This is a genomic window from Sorangium sp. So ce363 (assembly GCF_051520435.1).
Taxonomy (GTDB): domain Bacteria; phylum Myxococcota_A; class Polyangia; order Polyangiales; family Polyangiaceae; genus Sorangium; species Sorangium cellulosum_B.
Genome location: NZ_CP150333.1, coordinates 5,619,412 through 5,636,980 on the forward strand (window position 1 = coordinate 5,619,412; position 17,569 = coordinate 5,636,980).

Sequence of the window (17,569 nt, forward strand, 5' to 3'; positions counted from 1 at the left end):
ATCCGCTCCCGTGCGATCTGCCAGCCTGCGCGCCGGGGAGATCTCGGCAGCGCGCTCGTGGCCCGATCAGGCCCGCGCCGCGGGGATCGCCGCCGCTCCGCGCGGGGCGGCGATCTTGTACCTGTCGCGGGCCCAGGCGGCGATCTCGGCGACCTGCCGCTCGACGGGGGTCGCCGACCAGCCGAAGGCCTCGCGGAAGCGCGCGTCGTCGATGACATAGGGCACGTCCCACTGGTACGCCATCTCGGCCACCTCCCGCATGAAGGGCGAGAACAGGCCGACCGCGCGCAGCAGGACGCGCGGGAGTCGCGCCACCTCGACCTCGACGCCAAGGGCGCGCCCGAGGCGCTGCGCGAGCGCCCGCGTGCTCTCGGCAGGCGCCGTCGGCAGGTGCCAGACATGGCCCATGGCCTCCTCCCGCTCGCCCAGCGTCACGAGGCCCCGCGCCACGTCCTCCACGTAGGTATACGAGTGAGGCATCTCGGGATCACCCATGCACTCCACGGCTTTTCCGGCGAGCGCGCGCGCGTAGAAACGGTCGCCCCACGCGGACAGCGGCACGTCGGCGCCGAAGAAGTCGCTGGCGCGCCCGATGGCCACGCGCACGTCGCCGCGGCGCTGGGCCGCGAGGCGCATCTCCTCGAGCTCGACGCGCAGCGCGCCCTTCCTGCTGCAAGGGCGGCGCGGCGAGTCCTCTCGCATGGCCCCGTCGGGCACGCCGTACATGTACAGGCAGTCGAGGGCCACGAGCTTCGCGCCCGCCTTGCTCGCGCCGTGCACCGCGCCGCGCGCGATGGGCAGGAGCTGCGTGGCCCAGAGGTGGTAGGGCGGGTTCATGCAATCGTAGACCACGCTCGCGCCGCGCGTGGCCTCCTCGGCAAAGGCGAGATCGGTGATGTCGCCGCACACCGACGTGAGCCCCGGCCGCTCCGGGGCCCGGCGGGTGCGCTGCACCAGGCGCACGCGATGGCCCTGCGCCAGCAAGAGAGCCGCGACCCGCGGGCCGATCTGGCCGGCGCCGAGCACGACGTGGAGGCGAGACGAGGGGCTGGGGGCGAGCGATGGGTTGTTCATGGGGGCCAAGATGGCCCTTGCAATCACGCAAGACAACGCCCAGAAACACAACACTTCACGGCAAAAATGCAAGACCTATCCGGGACGCGGGCCGCGCGTTGTGCGCGACCCGGGGCTCCCTGGGGCGGAGGCGTTAACCAACGCTTCGCGCCGCGTTGCTTCGCGCCGCGTTCTCCTACATCCGAACGTTCACGTTGGTGACCGATGGTGGGGTGGAGGGGGGCGGGCTTCGTGCCCCGAGCGTGACGAACGAGCCTGGTTAACGCCTGTGGGCTCCCTGGAGGAGGGTCCTCAGGGAGCCCGTGTGTGCCGAGCCGAGCTGGCTACGTCAGGCTGGGAAGCGCGCCGGTGCTGTACTGCGGGTCGCCGAAGGTCTTGTCGTCGGTCCCCATCGCGTTCGCGATCGTGACGAGAAGATCGTTGTGCTGGCGGGCAGAGCCGCCGTTCGCCAGATAGTCCACGAAGCGGCCGGTGCGGAAGACCCCGCCCGCGCTGCCGGCGAGCAAGAACGGGATGTTCGTGAGCGCGTGCTGCCTCGACTCGCCGATCTCGGTGACCCACAGGACGACGGTGTTGTCGAGGAGCGTGCGATCCCCTTCCGCGTACGAGTCGAGCTTACCGAGCAGGTAGGCGAGCTGCTCCGCGAACCACGTGTGGATCTTCATGTACTTCTCGTCGCCCGCCGCGTTCCACTCGTGGGAGATGGCATGGTGATTCTGCGTGAGACCGAGGAACGGGTAGAGGTGCTCGCTCTCGGCGTACGACCACTGGATCGTGGCGACCCGCGTGAGGTCGCACGCGAGCGCCGCGGCCATCATATCCATCTGGAGCTTGCCGATGGCCGGCATGTTGTCGTCCTTCGAGAGGTCGATGCGGTCGCCGAGCGCTGGGGCCTGGCAGCTCGTCGTCGGGGTGCCGCCGCCGCCGGTCGAGGAGCCGCCGCCGGCCAGGCGCGCCTCGATGTCCCGGATCGACTGCAGGTGCGAGTCGAGCTTGAGGCGATCTTCCTTGCCGATGCGAGGCCGCACGTCGGCGATGTCCTCGCGGAGGAGATCGAACACGGTCCGCCGCTGCGCGCGGAGCCGATCCAGCGCGGTGGACCCGCCAGGGTCCTGGCCCTGGCCAGGCACCGTGGCCCCGAAGAGCTGCTGGAACGTGTCGTAAGGGTCCTCGCGGGGGGGGATGGGCTGGTCCGGCCCGGCGTAGCTGAGCCGACCGCGCACCTCCGCGTCACGGACCTGGACGCCGAGCTCCAGGGTCCGGAACAGCGTGCTCGGCTGCAGCTTGTTCGCGATGTGCTGATCGAGCGAGATCCCCGACGACCAGCCTGCGTTGGTGGACATGAAGCTCTTGAAGTTGCCCTTGAGCAGCGCCCGCCCCGTCAAGAGGCCCCCGATGCCCCGAGCGTGCTCGGAGCCGATGTTCGAGTTGACCACGACGTTCATGTTGACCCCGCGCAGCGGGATAATCTTCGACTTGAACGGCGAGAGCGGCTGGAGCAGCGGGCTCAGCGTGAAGTTGGTCTCGGTCCCCGTGGGCATCCATTTCGACTCCATGGTGCCGTTCGGCGTATAGAACACCACGAAGCGCTTGGGCGCGGTGGCCTCTTGCCCGCGGGCCAGCTCGGAGTTCAGCAGCGGAATCGTCGCCGTCGCCGCCAGCGCGCCCTGGAGCATCCGCCGTCGAGAGATCATTCGCGGTCTCATGTCACTCCTCCTCTGCGATCGCGCTGCGGTACAGGAACGCGTCGGTCTGCGTCGTCGCCACGATGAGCTCCACGAGGTCGCCCTCCGAACCGTGGAACCCTGCGCGCAGCCCGTCGAGCGAGCACTCGTCGTCGATGTTCTCGAAGCGGCCCGCCGTGTAGCGGAACCATTGCGTCGCGAGGCACTCGCGGACCTGCACGCTCCCGGCGAGCTTCTCCGCCAGCTGGCGAACGCCGACGAACGGGCCGTCCATGTCATCGGACAGGACCATCTCCCCGGAGACGTCGATGACCTGCCCGCCCTCCTCGGTGCGGTACGCGCCCACGGCGTCGAAGTTCTCGAACGCGAAGCCGATCGGATCCATCAGCTGATGGCAGCCGGCGCACCTGGCATTGGAGGCGTGCTGGTTGAACCGTTCACGCGCTGTAACGCCCTCCTCGCCGGTGGGCGGCGTGAGGTCGACGTCGTCAGGAGGAGGCGGCGGATCCTGGCACATGAACTTCGCGCGGATGGCCTTGCCGCGCAGCACCGGAGAGGTCTGATCGGGGTGCGCGTGGACGGCCAGGAACGCGGGCTGCGTGAGCACCCCCGCGCGCTGGTCCGGCGGGAGCTCCACGAGCTGGGGTGTGGTCGAGCCGGGCGGGACCGTCACGCCGTAGAGCTCGGCGACGGACTCGGTGGCAAAGCCGACGGGCAGCGTGAGCAGGCTCGAGAGCTTGTGGTCCCCGGACCACAGCACGTGCTCGACGAACGCGGGAGTCTCGGCGCGAATCCCCGCGACGAGCTCGTCGTCGTACCCGGGGAACTGGCTCTCCTCCTTGACGATGGTCTCGAGCTTCCCGAGGTTGAGCCATTGCTTGTAGAACTCCGTGATGGCCCGGCGCGCCCGCGGGTGCTCCAGCATCTGGCGGGTTCGCTCGGCGAGCTGCTCGCGGGTATCGAGCAGGCCCGCCTCGGCGGCATCGAGCAGCTCGTCGTCGGGGCCGGACGCCCAGACGAGGTACGACAGGCGCGACGCCATCTCGTACGGGTCGAGGCGCACCCGCGACGAGGAGGCATCGAGATCGTGACGCAGCTCCAGGCGGAACAGGAATTTCGGCGATTGCAGCGCGGCCCGGATGACGACCTCGATGCCCTCACGGAACGACCCGTCCGTGCGTCCCGCGGCGTAGGCGCGCATCAGCCGGTCGACGTCCGACGTCGCGAGCGGCCGACGGTACGCGCGACGGCCGAAGTCCTGGACGAATTGCCGCGCGCACGCCTCCTCCTGGGTGACTTGCCCCTCGACCGCGGCCGGATCACACGGCACGAGCTTCGACAGATCGCCCGCAACGGCCTCGGTCGCGAGCGCCTCGGCAGCCAGGAGGTACTTCTCCGCGTGCAGCGCAGACACGGTCAGCACCGTCGCGTTGTTGTTGAAACCGCCGGCGATCTCATCCGGGGGGAATTGATCGGCAGGGGTGAGGGACGTTCCGAGGAGATCTCGGACCGTGTTGTTGTATTCGAATCGCGTCAAACGCCGCTGCGGAGCGAGGATCCGCTCGGCGCCGCACACCGGGGGATCTCCTTGTCCGGACGTCGAGCCGTCCTCCCCGGAGCTGGAGCCGGAGCCAGAGCCGGAGCCCGCCGCTCCGATCTGCCCGTTACCGCACCCGGCTACGGCCGTCAGCGCGAGCGTCGCTATGAGCGCGTGACCGGCTCGCCAGCGACGATATCCTAAGTCAGCCATACCGTGACCTCCTACCGTCGGTCACAACCTACGGTGAAGCCTCGGCAGACGTCAAGCGCTGCTCCCACCAATCCACAGCGCAAGACGCCCACGTTCAATGGCCGGACAGCGGTCAACAACGGACCATCGGCTGGCGAAGTCTGATACTGCCCGAAGACTCCACTCCCGTCATATTATGGATCGACTGGCCGTCACTTGACGCGGCACGCGCCGCGTCAGCCCAGCAGAACCGGGCGCACTACGGCCTGGGCAGCGAGGCGAGAGCGCGACTCCGTCGCACCTCTCCAGGCCACCCACGCCGCGCACACGAGTAGTCATTGGAAGAATTCCCGCTCCGGCGCGTATTGATCACGAACCGCCGAAAGCTCTCCGATTTCGACCAGCGACGTCGCGCGCGCCGCGCCTAGAGGCGTCACGGCGCGGGGGAGATATCGCAGATCACCTGGGGCGCCTCGTGCCCGTAGACGACGCGCAGGCTCGGGTGGGCGCGGACGAGCTCGCGCAGGCGCTCCAGGCTCCGCTGTCCCACGGCCTCGTCGCTCGCCGAGGGGCCGCGCGGGCCGATGCCGCGCTCGAACGCCCAGGCGTAATGCGACGCATCGCCGATGAGCAGCACCGGGCCGGACTCGGCGTTGACCACGAACGAGACGTGACCGCGCGAGTGGCCAGGCGTCGGGAGCGCCCAGAGCGCGCCGTCGCCCCACACGTCGATGGCCCGGTCGAACGGCGGCATGGGGACGCCGCGCGCGAACGAGAGCTCCGAGAGCGTCGCTCCCTCGGCGAAGTGCCCGTAGCCCAGGTGCCCCGCGAGATCGTCGGCCTCGCCCTCGCCGGTCACGATCTCGACGTCGCGGGGGAGCTCGCCGAGGCCGGCGGTGTGATCGCCATGAACGTGGGTCAGGTAGACCTGGCGCGGGCGCGAGCCGAAGCGCGCGAGCTGAGCACCGAGCGAGCGCCCCGCAGGGAGCGTGAACCGCGTGCCCATCGCCCGGTGCAGCCAGCTCACCGGCGCGCGGATGTCGCCGAACGGCTCGCGCTCGAACGGGGCGGAGAGGCCGGCGTCGATCAGCACGTCGCCGCGCGCGGGATGGCGGACGAGGTGCGCGTAGATCGGCAGCGGTTCGTGCTCGCGGGCGCGATCGAACGCGACGTGGTCGCTGCGGAGCAACATCGAGCGGGCGCCGCCGACCTCGCCCGTCTCCAGGGTACACAGGCGCACGCGCTGGCCGCGCGCGAACACGTCCTCCCACGCGGAGGCGCGCTGCGGGGGCACGGCGAGCTCCACGCGTGGGAGCTTCGATGGGCTGCCAAGGCCGGCCCAGATCACGAGCGCCGCTCCGAGCGCAACGACGGCGCCGAGCCCGGCGCCGATCCGGCGAAGCCACGGGCGGATGGACGTGGAGAGCCGGCGAGGCACGATCGGCGGCTCGGGCGGCGTCAGAGAAGGAGCTTCATCGAGCGGGACATCACGCATGCCTCGGTTGTACGGCGCGCGGTCGCACGCGGGTCATGCTTCGGCGTGATGCCTGGTATGTCGTGAAGGATATGATCCGGCGATGCGGATCGAGGACGTCGACTTCAACGGGCTGCGCGCGCTCCACCACCTGCTCGAGACGCGGAGCGTGACGCAGGCGGCGCGGCGCCTCGGCACGACGCAGCCCAACATGAGCCGCTCGCTCGCGCGGCTCCGAGAGGTCTTCGGCGATCCCTTGTTCGTGTCCACCGGCCGCGCCCTCGAGCCGACGCCCATGGCGCTCGCGCTCCAGCCCGACGTGGAGCGCGCCCTGTCGGCGCTGCGCACGGTCTTCGATCCCATGGTCCGCCAGAAGCGCGAGGACGAGCCGTTTCCGCTGCGCGTGGCGACGTCGGACTACGGCACCCTGGTCGTGCTGAGGCCGTGGCTCGCGCAGCAGGCCAAGGCGCGGCGGATGACGACGCTGCGCGTCGTCCAGCCCTCGCTGGAGACGATCGGCGCTCTCGAGCGCGGGGAGGTCGACCTGGCGCTCGTCCCGCGGGTGGACATCGACGGGCTGGAGCAGTTCGTGTTCCGCCCCATCGTCGATGACGAACACGTGGTCGTGACGCGGCGTGGGCACCCGCTCACCCGCGGGCGCGCGACGTTCGAGCGGTACCTCGCGTGCGGGCACGTCGTCGTGGGCACCTCGCTGCCGGGGCTCTCGCCGGTGCAGCGGGCGATCGCGCGGCTCGAACGATCGCGGGACGTGCAGGCGCGCGTGCCGTCGCTGCTGCTCGCGCTCTCGCTGGCAGCGGAGACCGATCTCGTCGCTACCCTGCCCGCGCGCATCGTCCGCGCCTCGGGGCTGCCACTCACGACCCGACCGGTCCCCTTCGAGGTCGAGCCCTTCACGCTCCACATCGTGTTTCATCCACGCTGGACGACCGACCCGCGCCATCGCAGCATCCGGGAGAGCCTGATCTCCAGCTCCACCGCGAGAGGCCGCTCCAGGGCGTCCCCATGAGCCTCCAACGTTCGTGTGGATCGCGTTGCGGGCGCGATTCGACCGGAGCGCGCGATAGCGCCGCTCAGGCACTCCACGGCCTCCGTGCAGGTTCGACTCCGCACCTGCTATGCTGGCGCATGGGTCAACGCGTGGTCGCGGTGTTCGGCTGGTTTCTCGCCCTCCTGGTCGTTCCGTCCGGCTGCCATCCCCCGCCAACACGGGCTCCGGCCGCGCTGCCCGCGCGCGCGACTCCGAGCCATCACGCGACTCCGACCCCGCGCGATCCGTCGGCCGTGATTGACCCGGACGATGATGCCGGTATCGCCGCGGCGCTCGCCGGCCACGGGCTCGATGGATGGATGCACGGCGCGGCGCCTGCGTCCGGTCTCTTCGTATTCACCTACCGGCTCCCGCACGATTTCTTCCGTTACGCTGACTTTCCGATGATCCCGGGGTCGCCGGAGGTCGCGCGGGAGCTCGCCGGGCTCCAGCGGCATGACCGGCTGCGCGTGTTCGGCAGCCTCGAGAAGAAGGGCCCTCAGCGCCATGTCCGCGTGCGCCGCATCGAGGTGATCACGCGGTTCTCCTCCGGCGTGGACGCGCCGCCGTATGCACACGACACGACCACGCGCGCGGCGCTGCTCGGGGGGCGCGAGCTCGTGGGTCGTGTGCACGGCGTCGACGCCGAGGGCAAGATCCTCGTGGTCGAGCTCGCAGACAAGGTGGTCCCGGTCTTCGTGACCCGCCCGGAGCACGTCCGAGACCTGTGGCGCAATGACAAGATCCGGTTGCATTACGTGATCGCCGAGCGCCCCGATCGCCCGATCCACCTGCGGCTCGATCCGGCCGTCTCGAGGCCAATCGAGGTGCTGGAGCGCATGCAGGCCGGTCATGGCCGGCCGGTCGAGCTGGAGGGCGATCTCGTGCTCTTCCCGAGGAGCCCGCAGATAAAATTCGACATCTGGGCGCTGCGCGTCGTCGACAGGGATCGGGTGGAGCGCGAGTATACGCTCGTCAATTTCAGCGATCCGGAGCTCTTCAAGGCGATCCGCGACAAGCTCGCGCGGGGCTGGGCGGCGCACCCCGGCGCCCCGGTGGACGCGCGCAACAAGTTCATCAAACCAGGCCTGCGCGTGCGCGCGAGGGGCGTGCTCAACGTGATCTCGCCGGCGCAGGCCAATCCGCAGATCTTGCTGTCGTCGGAGGGGGCGGTCGAGGTGCTCGGAGCCCCGGGAGGGGGATCGCCGCCTCCTGTCGACCGATGAGGCGTCCCCGGGTCCCGCCGGTCCGTCCTGTGCATCATCCTGCGCATCATCCTGTGCATCAGCCAGGCCCGACCGCCTGACGGGCTCGATCACGGCGGTAGAAGGCAATCGCGCCTCCATTTTCTGCTTGCCCACGGTTTCCTCGGACCACACTATCTGCCGGGGGTGGGGCACCCGCACGCGCCGCCCCTCGGAGCGTCATCCTTTCGTATCTCGAGCGAGCGCCCCCTCCGGCTCGGGCCGCTCGCGGCGTTCGTCCGTCAGAGCCCAGGACGCTCCACGCGCCCGCTTCACTGCCCCGTGTCCCGACGGCCAAGCTCTCGATCGGAGGTGCGCCCTTGAAACCAGCGATCGTCCTACCGCTCGTCATCGTATCGTCGTGCCTCGCCTCCGCCGCTGCCGCCGCCGAGCAGGCGTGCGGTTACTCCAGCGCCGGCTGGAACGCGCCGAACGGCGCGGCCGTGTTCAGCGCCGGCTCGGGGCCGATCGGAGACGTCCTTAACGCCGTCGGCGAGTTCCGGACGCACTCGATGCTGTCGCATGGCCCCGGACGGTGGGTGACGCATGCCACCATGAAGCAGCCGCGCGAGAACTCCTGGCCCGAGGTGTGCAGCACGCCCATCGTATCGAACGATCTGCTCGATGGTTATCCCGGGCTCGCGCAGGTCAACCAGGGTGGGATCTACCGCTTCCTCTACGGGAGCGGCGGGATCGGCCCGGCCGCGCTGACGTATCAGGTCGGCGATCCCAAGCGGGCCGCGTCGATCGGCGAAACCATCTGGTGGGAGGTGCCCTACTACGCCGAGCGCTCGATCATCGACGGAGGGGTCGAGATCCCTCGGCTGAGCGTCCGCGGCGACCGGGTGCACTACTCGTTCTTCCAGTACCGCAACACCGAGGGCACGCCCACCGGCGGGCCGGCGTGGAACAACGGTATGGTCTGCTCCTCATTCCTGGCCTACGCGCACCATCTCGACGGCCAGGGCGCCATCCCCCCGTACACGTACAGCCACGCCAAGCTCGCCAGCGCGGCCAACGCCCTTCACGGCGGGGTGATGGACAGCTGCGAGAACAGCCTGGGGTTCTGGGGCTCGATCGGCACATCGATCGTCTGCCTCTCGGACGTCTGCGAGAAGGCCGCCAATCAGGTCGCGAACTGCATGGCCTCGCACGCATGCGACACCAGCAGCGGCAGCTTGTGGAGAGGAGTCCGAGACGACCCGAAGGCCGTCGCCGTGTCCATCAGCCCCGACCGCATCGGCGGCTGGAGCGGGCACCCCTGGGGGACCCAGGCCGGCGCGACCGTCTGGTCCGCCGATACGAACCACAACGTCCAGTGGAACTCCGGAGGCAATGTGTACGGGTGCTGGTACTGACGATCGCTCGAGCACGCTGACATGAGGAGCTCAGGCCATGAGGACCAGGATCGGTGCGCGTCGGTCGAAGGCGCAGTGGGTCGGCGTGGCGGCGCTCGCCGCCGCGCTCTGGCTCTGGGTCTGGTCGGTCCGCCCTCCCGAGGCGCCCGAGCCCGCCCGGGCAGCGCCGAAGGCGAGCGCGCCGGAGGCCCCGCCGAGCGCGAGACGCGCGGCGAGCGTCGCCGCGGCGAGCACGAGGGCGCCCGCGGAAGACCCGGCGCCCCGCATCGACGAGATCGAGGTCGAGAAGCCGGAGGTGTGCGCCGGCGAGGAGAACCTCATCACCGTGCGCGCCCATACCTCGAACGGTACAGATGAATACCTCCACAGCGTCATTGGCACGCGAACCGGATCGCGGGTGCCGCTCCGCATCTGGCCCGACACGGACGGTTCGTACGAGATGCCGACCATCGCCGTGTTCGGGCGGAACAACGTGGTGAGTCAGAGCGAGGTCCCGAGATACAAGGTCAAGGCCTGCAAGCCGGAGCGGATCGTCGTCATCACCCACAGGCTCCTGCCGAGCACCCCCGGTGACTACGAGCTCACGGCGCGGATCGTCGACGTCGGGGTCAAGGACAACCCCGACGCGAGGCCGTTCAAGCCCGCGAGTTATGCCTGGGTGTTCGACGACGGCGGCTCGGAGAAGACGAAGGCGCCGTTCGTGACCCACAGCTACGAGCGCCGGCCGCAAACCGCGCTCGTCTCCGAGTTTTTGATCCGGGTGGAGGTCCAGAGCGAAGCGGGCGAGAAGCTCGCCGGCCGTACCCTGCTCCAGATCCCGAACATGATGTTTCAGGACCTCGCCGAGCGAGGCATCGTGACCATCGCGGCGACGCCGACGCCCCGATTTCCCAAGCAGGACGGCGACGGCGTGGTCCGGCAGGCCTTCCGCTTGTGGCATCACCGCGACGCGCCGGTCCGGATCGATACCGTCACGGCGGTGCGGTACTACGCGGGAGCCTCGGACGCCTCACCGCGCGAGAAGGCGTCGCTCGGCCTGGTCGAGATCCCACCGGGGCAAGGGGTCGATGTGGAGGTGAGGCTCGACACGGTGCGTGAACCGGATGTCTTCACCATCACGTACTTTATCGAGGGGGAGACGGCCGAAGGGAACGCTGCGCGCGGGACGTTCTCGCTGATGAAGCCGCCGCCCGCGCCGACCAAGGAGTCGAGCACACCGGTCATGGAGCCCGTCCTCCTCGCGAAGATCAAGCGGGCGCGAGAGCTCCTCGCGCAGGAGTTCGTCACCGACGAGGACATCTGGCGGCTGGAGCGAGAGGGAAAGATGGCGGATCTCGACGTCTCGCCGCCGCGGACGACGGCGCCATAGCCCGATCCGAGCGCGACGCCATGCCCGCATCGCCCCCTCCGCTTCGGGGCTCGTGACCGGTCAGGCGCCGATGTCGATCGTGCCCTCGAAGCTCCGATCAACGTGGCTCGGCCCGCCGCGCGCCGTCGGCCGCGGCGGCGTCGGCGCGGTTCATCCGCTGGATGCAGAGCTTGAGGCCGGCGCGGAGGTTGCCCATCGTGATGATCCCCGAGAGATCGACCCCGAGCGCGATCATCGTCTGCGCCACGTTCGAGCGGATACCCGTGATCACGCCCTCCGCGCCGAGGAGCCGTATCGCGCGGACCATCTCGATGAGGTAGCTCGCCGTCTTCGTGTCGACGGCGTCGACCCCGGTCAGATCGAGTATCGCGAAGCGCGCCCCCTTGGTCGAGATCGCGTCGAGGAGGCTGTCCATCACCTCGGAGGTCCTCACGCTGTCGACGACGCCGACCATCGGGAGCGTCAGCACGCGATCCCAGACCTCGATGATGGGCGTCGACAGCGCGCGAATCACCTGCTGCTGGGCCTGGATCATGTCGAGCCTCGCCTGGAGCTCGACCTCCTTGCGCTTCATGTCCGTGATGTCGAACGTCACGGAGACCGCGCCGTTCGGCGCGCCGCGCTCGTCGAGGACGGGGAGCAGCCAGGACCGCCAGGTGACGCCGTGGGTCTCGACCTGGTTCTCCACCACCTCTCCCGCCAGCACGCGCCGCATCCCGTCCGCGGCCTCCGGGCTGGACCCGTAGAGGTCGAAGACGTTCTTGCCGATGAGCGCCCCAGGCTTCACGCCCGAGTTCTCGAGCCCCTTGCCGTCATGATGGGTGAAGACCCCATCGCGATCATACTTGCACGCGGCGATCGGGACGTGATCGAGGATGGAGCGCAGGATGATCGAGTCGTCCCGCGACGCGTCCGCCAGGCGGCCGCGGTCGGTCACGTCCTGCCCGATGAAGAGCCTGCGCACCACCTGGCCGTCGGCGCCGCGCATCGGCTCGTGCACCCACGCACACGCGACGACGCGCCCGTCCTTCCGCCGGTGCTCGGCGGAGAGCGGCGCGCCGCCCTGCCCGTCGCAGAGGCGTCGCCAGAGGTCGGCGTCGGCGCTGCGGAGCGCCGTGTCCGCGAGGCGGCGGCCAATCACCTCTTCCGCGGTATAACCCAGCAGCCGCTCCGCCCCGGCGCTCCACGCGGCGATCTCGAGAGACCCGACGTCGCCCGTGCACTCCACGGCGATGAACGGTCCGGTGAGGACCGCCTTCATGTAGCTCGTCGCGATCTCGAGCTCGTCCGGGCCGGCCACCTGGTCCATGCGCCGCACTGTACCGGGCACGTCCTCGGCATGTCGAGAAAAACGGCCGCGCCCGACGGTCAGCTCCCTCGCTTCATCGTGGCATCGATGAGCCCGTGCGGCTCGTCGACCGGCACGAAGATCTCGTTGTCGTTGGTGAGCCCGAAGGGTGCGAGATCGACGAGCAGGCAGTGCTTGTTGGGGAGCGAGAGGCTCACCTCGTCGATGGCAGGACAGGCGGCGAGCACCGCCTCCCCCAGGTCATGAATGGTGTGCTGCACCGAGAGGCTGTGTCGCGCTGCGAACGTCTCGATCAGGGCGCGGCGGGCGCGCTCCCACGTCGCCGTCGGCGCCGGGTCGCGGCCGGCCGTGCGCCAGCGGGCCACCATGAGCGTCGAGAGGATGCGGTCCCCGGTCTCCTTGAGCGTCGTGTACTCGTCGCGCGGGAAGCCCGAGAACGCCGAGCCGGCGGTCTTGAGGACGAGGAGGTCCGCGATGCCGGACGTGATCTCGACCGCGCCGGGAGCCGCGGAGATCTCCGCGGTCCGCCGCTCCCCAGCCGCGCGGAGGAAGGCGTGAGGGTGCGGCGCGCCGCCCGCGTCGACGCGAGACCAGACGTTCTCCGCGATAGCGACCCTCGCCCGCCGGGTGTGCGGCTTGCCGAGGAAGTGTTCGGCGAGCAGGACGCCGAAGTCCTCGATCGGCTCGACCGGGTGGCCCTTGGCGAGCGCGTACACGGTGTTCTTCATCGTGTCCGTGGGCAGCACCTTGCTGTTGTCACCCTTCGTGTAAGCGTCGTCGAACTCGCCCTCCAGCTGGACATCGACCTGGACGTCGGTGAGCTCGTGCCGCGCGCCCGCGCGGCGGACCTTCACGAGCCGCACCCTCGATTTGCCGTAGGCGTTCCGCACCAACGAGATTGACATCGTTCTTCAGCTCCCGCGCCGGGCGACGACGCTCTTTTGAGACGCGGGAGAGACGGTAGCTTGAAGCGCGACGCCGGCTCAAGCCTGGCGGGTCCCCTCGCCCTCGACCCGCGACGACGCTCCGGCGGCGGCCGCCCGCCGGAGCGTCGTCGGGCGGGCCCGTGCGATATGGCGCGTGCGGCGACGAGGGCACGTCACCACATACGCGGGCATGGTGACCACAGAGCGTGACAGGGCGGCCGATGAGCTCGTCGCTCGCCATGAATCGTTGAGGGACGCCGCGCTCGCCCGCCTCGAGGCCGCGTCCGTCGCGCCGCGCGCGTTCGGAGCGCGCGGCGAGCGCGAGGCGCTCTCGCGCTGCCACGTGGACCTCGCGGCGCACATCGACGCCCTCGCGGCGGCGCTCCGCGCGGCGGACGCCCGGCAGCTCTGCGAGTACTGCGCGTTCACGGCGGTGTTCCTCGAGGCGCTCGGGGTGCCCCGGCGCGCGCTCGGCGCCGCGCTCGACGCGCTGAGCGAGAGCATCGGCGAGCAGCTCGATCCGGCGCTCTCTTCGCTGGCGCAGGACGCGCTGGCGGCGGGCCGGGAGCGCCTCTGCGCCTCGCCCCTCGTGACGCCGGCCGCGCTGGCGGCCATCCCCGAGGCCCCGTGCGCCGCCAGCGAGGCCGGCTCGGCGGCGGAGGCCATCGAGCGCTCGGCGGCGCGCATCGCGCCGATGAGCGTCGCGCTCAGCTTCATGCGGCGCCCGGCGGACGCGCTCGCCGCCGGCGCGAAGCGCGCCCTCTGCCTCGACGACGCCAGGCGCCACGTCGCGCAGCTCGCCGCGGCGGTCGACAACGGGTCGCCGGAGCTCTTCAGCGCCTATGCGGAGTGGGCACAGACGCTGCTGGTGCAGCACGGCCTCGACCCCGCCGAGCTCGTGGGCTACCTCCGCGCGCTCGGCGACGTCCTCGCGCTCACGCTGCCGGAGCGCCTCGCCGAGGCGCCGCGGCGGTACCTGGCGGCGGCGATCGAGCGGCTCACCTCGACGCACGCCGAGAATCCCAGCTTCGTCCGCCCGGAGGCTCCGCTCGGCGCCGTCGCGTGCAGCTACCTCGACGCGCTGATCGCGCGGGACCGGAGGCGAGCGGTGCGGGCCATCCGGGAGGCGCTCGACGCTGGCGCGCCGATCAAGGACATCTATGCTCACGTGCTGGAGCCGTGCCAGTACGAGGTGGGCCGGCGCTGGCAGCTCCGTCAGCTCAGCATCGCCGGGGAGCACTACTGCACGGCGGTCACGCAGATGATCCTGAGCCAGCTCTATCCGCTCGTCGTCAGCGCCGATCGCGCCGGCCGTCGCCTCGTGGCCACCGCCGTGGACGGGAACCTCCACGAGATCGGCGCGCGCTTCATCGCCGATTACTTCGAGATGGCGGGGTGGGACACCTTCTATCTCGGGGCCAGCACGCCGGCCGAGCACGTCATCCAGGAGGTCGTCGACCGGAAGGCCGACGTCCTCGCGATCTCGGCCGCGCTCAGCGATCAGCTCTCGAGCGTCCGCCAGGTGATCACCGCGGCGCGCGGCGACGATCGGTGCAGGGGCGTCGTCGTCCTGGTCGGCGGCCAGCCGTTCCGCGTCGTCGACGACCTCTGGAAGCAGCTCGGGGCCGACGGCTCGGCGCCGAGCGCAGAGCGGGCCGTCCGCACGGCGGAGCAGCTCCTCGCGGCGCGGAGCGCATGACCCCGCTCCGCGCCTTCAAACGCCGGCCCCGCGGGGTGCGTTTCGCATAGCGAGCTCCGCGACGGCCTGCCAAAGACAGATCGCCTCCGCCGCGAGCGAGGGAGAGGCTCGGATTCCGATGATTCCGATGGAACCGCGCAGGACGCAAAGCGCAGGAGAAATCGAGGGAGCGCCGCTCGTGGCCCCGCCGCCGGGACACGAGCTCAGCGGTCCGGTCGCAGAGCTCGCCGCCGCTTTCCTCATGGCCTCGACCGCGCTCGCGATTGGCGTGTTCGCGCCGGACGGCGCGCCGAGGCTCACCAACCACGGCATGCGCCGGCTGCTCGGGGGGGCGGGCGAGCCGGGTCGCGCCGAGGCTCGCCTCGTCAGCCCGAGCTTCGCGGAGCTCGCCGCGGCCGGGCGCGGCGCCGAGGAGCCGATCTACCGCGGCATGCTGCACTTCGGGGATCTCCGGTCCATCGCGCACAGCCTCCGGGGAGAGGTCTGGCGGCTCGGCCACGACCTGCTGCTCCTCGCCGAGTTCGACGTCATCGAGCTCGAGCGCGTGGTCGCCGAGGTGTCCGCGCTCAACTCGCGGATCACGAGCCTCCAGCGGCGGCTCGTCTCCGAGCAGAAGGAGCTCGAGCGGTCGCTCGAGCAGCTGCGCGCCACGCAATCGATGCTCGTCCACTCCGAGAAGATGAACGCGCTCGGCAAGCTCGCCGCCGGCGTGGCCCACGAGATCAACAACCCGCTCGCCTTCGTCCGCAGCAACGTGCACACCCTGGCAGAGTCGCTCGATCGGCTGTTCGCCGCTTATGAGACGCTCGATCGGGCAGCCGTCGGCGCAGGCTCGGGCGACGTGAAGGGCCTCGCCGAGGCGCTCCGCGCGGAGGTCGAGCCCGACTTTCTGCGCGAGGATACGGGGGATCTCGTGAAAGGTACGCTGGGCGGCCTCGCGCGCGTGCAGAAGATCGTCGAGGATCTCAAGACCTTCACGCGGATCGACCGGGCGGAGGAGGAGCGCTGCGACCTGAAGGAGTGCCTGGAGAGCACCCTCGCGATCGCGGGCCCGACGCTGAAGAACGGCGGCGTCCAGGTGACGGTCGAGTGGGCCGACCTGCCGATGCTGCGCTGCAAGCCGGCGGAGCTCAGCCAGGTGTTCCTGAACCTCCTCATCAACGCGGCCCAGGCGGTCGAGTGCCGGGGCCGGGGGAACGGTCGCATCGTGATCCGCGGGCGCGACGAAGCGCGCCGGGTCGTCCTGCAGTTCGAGGACAACGGCGCCGGGATACCCCCTGACGTCCTCGGCCGGATCTTCGATCCGTTCTTCACGACCAAGCCTGTCGGGCAGGGCACGGGGCTCGGCCTCACCATCTCGCACAAGATCATCGTCGATCAGCACGGCGGCACGATCACCGTCCGATCGACCCCCGGGGTGGGCAGCACCTTCACGATCACGCTGCCGAAGGAGGTCGACCGATGACGCGCGCCTCCGGCGAGCGGCCCGCGCTGCTCATCGTCGACGACGAGCGCGAGACCTTGAAGGCGCTCCGCCGCGAGCTCCGGCGCGATTACGATGTCCTCATCGCGGAGAGCGCCGAGCAGGGCCACGCGATCTTGCGCGAGCGGCCCATCCCTGTCGTCCTCAGCGACCAGCGGATGCCGGGCACGACGGGCACGGAGTTCTACGCGAGCGTCAAGGCCGAATTCCCGGAGACCGTCCGCCTCCTCATGACCGCCTATGCGGACACGAGCGCCGCCATCCAGGCCATCAACGAGGGCGGCGTGTACCGGTTCATCTCCAAGCCATGGGATCCGCCGGAGCTCGCCGGCGTCGTGAGCGACGCGTTCGCGCAGCACGAGCGCATCAGCCGCTGCCAGCGGCTCCTCTCGAGCCTCAAGACGAGCGCCGACGCGCTCCACCTCGAGAACCAGCAGCTCGCCGAGGTGACCGAGAGGACCCATGAGCTCATGGGCGTCGCCGCGCACGATCTGCGCAATCCGATCGCGGCGATCCAGTGGTTCTCGAAGATGCAGCTGGCCGGCGCCGGCGTGGGGCCCGAGGACACGCGGCGCTACGCCCTGAAGATCCAGGACAACGCCGAGTTCGCGCTGCAGCTGCTCGAGAACCTGCTCGACATCACGACGCTGGAGCACGGGAATGCCGCGCTTCGCCTGCAGGAGGCCGACCTGCGAGGCATCCTCCTGGCGGCGGTCTCCCTGAACGAGCACGGCGCCGGCCGGAAGGGGATCGCGGTGCACGTCGACGTGCCCGCGGATCTCCCGTTCGTCTGCTGTGACGTCGCGCGGATCGAGCAGGTCCTGAGCAACCTGCTCAGCAACGCGTTCAAGTTCTCTCATCCGGGCACGACGGTGACGGTGCGCGCGCGGAGGCTCGGTGAAGCGGTCGAGGTGATGATCGAGGATCAGGGCCTGGGAATTCGCCCGGACGAGATCAGCGGCCTGTTCTGCAAGTTCCGGAGGACGAGCACCCGGTCGACCGGCGGCGAGAAGAGCACGGGGCTCGGCCTGTCGATCTGCAAGAACCTCGTCGAGCGCCACGGCGGCGCGATCCGCGTGGAGAGCGAGCTCGGCCGGGGAACGCGGGTGTTCTTCACGCTCCCGATGAAGGCTGGGCGCGCCTGCGAGCCCGAGCGCCCCGCGGCGTAGGC

At 70.2% G+C, this 17,569-nt stretch carries 13 protein-coding genes; 7 read left to right on the top strand and 6 right to left on the bottom strand.

From position 1 onward, the window contains the following. Nucleotides 1-66: 66 nt before the first annotated feature. The 4 genes from WMF12_RS21360 to WMF12_RS21375 all read right to left on the bottom strand — a co-directional run bounded on the left by WMF12_RS21360 (nucleotide 67) and on the right by WMF12_RS21375 (nucleotide 5,983). Nucleotides 67-1,074 carry an NAD-dependent epimerase/dehydratase family protein gene (locus WMF12_RS21360; protein ID WP_437873343.1) on the bottom strand — a complete coding sequence of 336 codons (1,008 nt, stop codon included), beginning with the start codon at nucleotides 1,072-1,074 and terminating at the stop codon, nucleotides 67-69. 323 nt (nucleotides 1,075-1,397) lie between these two features. Beyond that, nucleotides 1,398-2,780, bottom strand: a complete 1,383-nt coding sequence (locus tag WMF12_RS21365; protein ID WP_437873344.1) for a DUF1552 domain-containing protein — start codon at nucleotides 2,778-2,780, stop codon at nucleotides 1,398-1,400. Nucleotide 2,781: 1 nt separating this feature from the next. Further along, complete coding sequence (locus WMF12_RS21370) at nucleotides 2,782-4,296, bottom strand: DUF1592 domain-containing protein (RefSeq protein ID WP_437873345.1); 1,515 nt, start codon at nucleotides 4,294-4,296, stop codon at nucleotides 2,782-2,784. A gap of 625 nt (nucleotides 4,297-4,921) precedes the next feature. Next, entirely contained in the window at nucleotides 4,922-5,983 is a 1,062-nt protein-coding gene (locus WMF12_RS21375; RefSeq protein ID WP_437873346.1) for an MBL fold metallo-hydrolase, read from the bottom strand. 82 nt (nucleotides 5,984-6,065) lie between these two features. On the opposite strand from WMF12_RS21375, the gene WMF12_RS21380 reads away from it, so the two are divergent. The 4 genes from WMF12_RS21380 to WMF12_RS21395 all read left to right on the top strand — a co-directional run bounded on the left by WMF12_RS21380 (nucleotide 6,066) and on the right by WMF12_RS21395 (nucleotide 10,981). Further along, the gene (locus WMF12_RS21380; protein WP_437873347.1) at nucleotides 6,066-6,989 is read left to right on the top strand and encodes a LysR family transcriptional regulator; all 924 of its coding nucleotides are present in this window, start codon (nucleotides 6,066-6,068) and stop codon (nucleotides 6,987-6,989) included. 275 nt (nucleotides 6,990-7,264) lie between these two features. Then, nucleotides 7,265-8,236: a hypothetical protein gene (locus WMF12_RS21385; RefSeq protein ID WP_437873348.1), complete on the top strand. Its 972-nt coding sequence runs from the start codon at nucleotides 7,265-7,267 to the stop codon at nucleotides 8,234-8,236. A 338-nt stretch (nucleotides 8,237-8,574) separates the two neighbouring features. Next, a complete protein-coding gene (locus WMF12_RS21390; RefSeq protein ID WP_437873349.1) occupies nucleotides 8,575-9,612 on the top strand; it encodes a hypothetical protein in 1,038 nt (345 codons plus the stop codon). A 37-nt stretch (nucleotides 9,613-9,649) separates the two neighbouring features. Further along, nucleotides 9,650-10,981, top strand: a complete 1,332-nt coding sequence (locus tag WMF12_RS21395; protein ID WP_437873350.1) for a hypothetical protein — start codon at nucleotides 9,650-9,652, stop codon at nucleotides 10,979-10,981. Nucleotides 10,982-11,078: 97 nt separating this feature from the next. Here WMF12_RS21395 and WMF12_RS21400 read toward each other — a convergent pair whose 3' ends face one another. Together WMF12_RS21400 and pucL are read right to left on the bottom strand one after the other, a co-directional pair. Then, complete coding sequence (locus tag WMF12_RS21400) at nucleotides 11,079-12,290, bottom strand: PAS domain-containing protein (protein WP_437873352.1); 1,212 nt, start codon at nucleotides 12,288-12,290, stop codon at nucleotides 11,079-11,081. Between the two features lie 59 nt (nucleotides 12,291-12,349). Next, entirely contained in the window at nucleotides 12,350-13,195 is an 846-nt protein-coding gene (gene pucL, locus WMF12_RS21405) for a factor-independent urate hydroxylase (protein ID WP_437873353.1), read from the bottom strand. Nucleotides 13,196-13,406: 211 nt separating this feature from the next. Here pucL and WMF12_RS21410 point away from each other — a divergent pair, with 211 nt between their 5' ends. The 3 genes from WMF12_RS21410 (at nucleotide 13,407) to WMF12_RS21420 (ending at nucleotide 17,567) form a co-directional block, all read left to right on the top strand. After that, nucleotides 13,407-14,915, top strand: coding sequence for a cobalamin B12-binding domain-containing protein (locus WMF12_RS21410; RefSeq protein ID WP_437873355.1), 1,509 nt, complete (start codon nucleotides 13,407-13,409; stop codon nucleotides 14,913-14,915). 127 nt (nucleotides 14,916-15,042) lie between these two features. Next, on the top strand, nucleotides 15,043-16,380 hold the full coding sequence (locus WMF12_RS21415) for a sensor histidine kinase (RefSeq protein WP_437873356.1): 1,338 nt from the start codon (nucleotides 15,043-15,045) through the stop codon (nucleotides 16,378-16,380). Continuing rightward, on the top strand, nucleotides 16,377-17,567 hold the full coding sequence (locus WMF12_RS21420; protein WP_437873357.1) for an ATP-binding protein: 1,191 nt from the start codon (nucleotides 16,377-16,379) through the stop codon (nucleotides 17,565-17,567). Before WMF12_RS21415 ends, WMF12_RS21420 begins: the two co-directional genes overlap by 4 nt. Nucleotides 17,568-17,569 lie beyond the last annotated feature (2 nt).

Coding starts and splice junctions, on each gene's coding strand:
- WMF12_RS21360 (WP_437873343.1), bottom strand. CDS start 1,074: ATGAACAACCCATCGCTCGCCCCCAGCCCCTCGTCTCGCCTCCACGTC.
- WMF12_RS21365 (WP_437873344.1), bottom strand. CDS start 2,780: ATGAGACCGCGAATGATCTCTCGACGGCGGATGCTCCAGGGCGCGCTG.
- WMF12_RS21375 (WP_437873346.1), bottom strand. CDS start 5,983: ATGCGTGATGTCCCGCTCGATGAAGCTCCTTCTCTGACGCCGCCCGAG.
- WMF12_RS21380 (WP_437873347.1), top strand. CDS start 6,066: ATGCGGATCGAGGACGTCGACTTCAACGGGCTGCGCGCGCTCCACCAC.
- WMF12_RS21395 (WP_437873350.1), top strand. CDS start 9,650: ATGAGGACCAGGATCGGTGCGCGTCGGTCGAAGGCGCAGTGGGTCGGC.
- WMF12_RS21400 (WP_437873352.1), bottom strand. CDS start 12,290: ATGGACCAGGTGGCCGGCCCGGACGAGCTCGAGATCGCGACGAGCTAC.
- pucL (WP_437873353.1), bottom strand. CDS start 13,195: ATGTCAATCTCGTTGGTGCGGAACGCCTACGGCAAATCGAGGGTGCGG.
- WMF12_RS21410 (WP_437873355.1), top strand. CDS start 13,407: ATGGTGACCACAGAGCGTGACAGGGCGGCCGATGAGCTCGTCGCTCGC.
- WMF12_RS21415 (WP_437873356.1), top strand. CDS start 15,043: ATGGAACCGCGCAGGACGCAAAGCGCAGGAGAAATCGAGGGAGCGCCG.
- WMF12_RS21420 (WP_437873357.1), top strand. CDS start 16,377: ATGACGCGCGCCTCCGGCGAGCGGCCCGCGCTGCTCATCGTCGACGAC.